The organism is Ornithinimicrobium kibberense (assembly GCF_006519705.1).
In the GTDB taxonomy this organism is placed as follows: domain Bacteria; phylum Actinomycetota; class Actinomycetes; order Actinomycetales; family Dermatophilaceae; genus Ornithinicoccus; species Ornithinicoccus kibberensis.
Genome location: NZ_VFXM01000030.1, coordinates 1 through 2516, shown reverse-complemented (window position 1 = coordinate 2516; position 2516 = coordinate 1). Strand labels below are relative to the sequence as shown.

At 65.7% G+C, this 2516-nt stretch carries 3 protein-coding genes; 1 reads left to right on the top strand and 2 read right to left on the bottom strand.

Annotated elements, in window-relative coordinates:
* Window positions 1-73: 73 nt before the first annotated feature.
* Window positions 74-535 carry a hypothetical protein gene (locus FJR00_RS15475; protein WP_181409676.1) on the bottom strand — a complete coding sequence of 154 codons (462 nt, stop codon included), beginning with the start codon at window positions 533-535 and terminating at the stop codon, window positions 74-76.
* A gap of 157 nt (window positions 536-692) precedes the next feature.
* On the opposite strand from FJR00_RS15475, the gene FJR00_RS15470 reads away from it, so the two are divergent.
* Window positions 693-1193, top strand: a complete 501-nt coding sequence (locus FJR00_RS15470; RefSeq protein WP_141339616.1) for a VOC family protein — start codon at window positions 693-695, stop codon at window positions 1191-1193.
* Between the two features lie 49 nt (window positions 1194-1242).
* Here the strand turns inward: FJR00_RS15470 and FJR00_RS15465 are convergent, their stop codons facing one another.
* Window positions 1243-1983, bottom strand: coding sequence for a Type 1 glutamine amidotransferase-like domain-containing protein (locus FJR00_RS15465; RefSeq protein WP_181409675.1), 741 nt, complete (start codon window positions 1981-1983; stop codon window positions 1243-1245).
* Between the last annotated feature and the right edge of the window lie 533 nt (window positions 1984-2516).

The window sequence follows — 2516 nt, the reverse complement described above, 5'->3', positions numbered from 1 at the left end:
ATCCTGAGGTCAATAGAACTAGTAGCCGCGAGTGGCGTTTAGAGCGCAGTCGTCGACACGGATGAGCGCAAGGTCAACGGCCACCTACTGCTGTTGCCGCCTCGGGCTGCGGCCGCTGAGACAAGAGCAGGTACTCGGCAGATAGAGTCGCCAGCAGGCCCGCGGCGGCTAGACCGAGGGCATATGCGTATGTGTAGAGACCGAGATCGAGGTCAGGCAAGACGCCCTGCGCCTGCAAGACCAGCATGATTAGCAAGGCCGGCATGGACAACGTCGTCGCTGCAACCCCGCCGACCCACCGCCACCGCAGTGCCGCGGCAAACCAGGCCAGGCTGAACACCGCAGATCCCGCCAGGACCACGTAGGCCAGCGGCCTCGACGGCTCGCCCTGCATGTCGGTTCTGGCGGAAAGCATGACGACGGGCAACGTAGTCAGGCCGAACTGCACAAGCGCCACAACGCCCAGCACGGCGCGCTGGGAAGAACGGATCCTCGAGACGGCGCCCATCACACGTGCGGGGTGCCGGAGCAGCACGAGGCCGCCGAGAATCGCCGCCTGAAGCGGTCAAGGGCCATGTGAGTCGGCGACACGGACTGCAGACTAGCGTCACTGCACCGTCCCGGCGGCTCGCTCAGGCGGGCGCACGCATCTGCCGCAGGTCGCTAGGTCCTGCGGCGCATACGGTGATCTTATGCAGAACGTCGTGCACCACATCGAGCTCTGGACCACCGACGTGGAAGCATCCGCGCCGTCATTCGACTGGCTCCTCTCCACGATCGGCTGGATCCCCAAACACGACCCCTCGTGGCCGGAGGGCCGAACCTGGCAGCATNCCGACGTGGAAGCATCCGCGCCGTCATTCGACTGGCTCCTCTCCACGATCGGCTGGATCCCCAAACACGACCCCTCGTGGCCGGAGGGCCGAACCTGGCAGCATGCCAGCGGTGCATACGTCGTGCTCGAGCAGTCTCCCGACGTGTCCGGAACACACGAACGAACCCGAGCCGGCTTGAACCATCTCGCGTTGCGCGTCGCCGGCCGGGAGCAGCTCGACCATGTGCGAGAGCGGGCCACCCGGCACGGCTGGCGAGAACTGTTTGCCGAGCTCTACCCCCACGCTGGCGGGCCGGATCACACTGCGCTGTTCCTCGAGAACACAGAGGGCTTCGAGTTTGAGCTCGTCGCCGACTGAACATCCGCTCTTGCCGCATTGGGGTGCTCGCATGCTGATGTCACATTTGTCAGCGGCCGTGCTGGAGGCGTTGCACCTGGTCGGGGACCGACTGGCCGGCGCTTACCGGATCAACGACTGCTTGTCCGAGCTCGTTGGCGTGGATCCACCACGCACGCCCGGCACCGAGGACCTCGGTGGCCCGGTCCGCGCTCGAATGCAGGGCGGTGTCCTCGTCCAACGCCACTGCGATGCGCGCCTGCTGCCTGAGGACGATGTGGATCGCTCGACCAAGCGTCCCAGCCTGGGCAGCGTGCACCTCGATGACCCCAGGCACGATGCCAAGTCCGCCGCGCAGGGTGATCTCGTTCAGCCCTTCTGACCAATCGGCAGGGCACACATCGACCCCACCGGTTTGGTAGCCCCCGAGGACCGCCTGGTCCCCAGCGATCATCGCGCCGGCTGAGAAGCCGAGGTATGGGCAACCGGAGGCAACCATCCGTCGGATGTCCGCGAAAACCGGGCGCAGAGCTGAGTGGTAGGCGGGCGTTGGGCCTCCGCCGACCACGAGTGCATCGAACTGGCTGATGCGCTGGATGCCGTCCTCAAGCGCGACGATATTGATACGGTCCGCAAGCTTGGGCAGCAAAGTCGTGTACTCCGGGGCGAAAAGCTCTGCCGAATCGGCATCCCCGGCCAACAACAGCCCGACTCGAGAGACGTCGCGCTGGAGGCAGGCCTCCACGAAGGGCTGGAGACAGTCACGACGGCGGGTGGTGTCTGGGCCCCCACCAACAAGAACCGTAGTCATGCACGCAGTCTCCATCACCGCTGGCGGCCCGCACACACTCTACGAGTTCACGCTCATGCCGCCGGCCGATCCCTCTGGAAGCGCGTCATACCGCCGCGAATGGTCGTGGCGCTCGCTGGGGCTTCGCGTCTTGCGCGTCGTGACCCCCGGCGCGCTTGCAGCGACAGCAGCTAGACCGCGTCCAAGGTCGACGCGGAAGCCGACCACGTCCACCACATCCCCGCAGACACGGCCGCCTCAACCGTCGTCGATGAGCCCTGCGCAGGTCGCGGCGGTCTCCAGATTGGCCGACGGCTCCGAAGCGAGACACGTCCTGTCCCCTGGAACCGACTGGTGTGCTCCTTCGGCTGGGGAGCCTTCTCGATGGTCGTGCTCATCTCGTATCGCGTCCCGCCAACGAAGGGCCGTCCTGCACGTAACCTGCACGCGACGACATAACGAAGGCTCCTGACCGGCGTTTCCGCTGGTCAGGGGCCTGCTGCGCTGGTGGACGATACTGGGATCGAATCCGATTCCAACGAATCTCTGCGTAC

Coding starts and splice junctions, on each gene's coding strand:
- FJR00_RS15465 (WP_181409675.1), bottom strand. CDS start 1,983: ATGACTACGGTTCTTGTTGGTGGGGGCCCAGACACCACCCGCCGTCGT.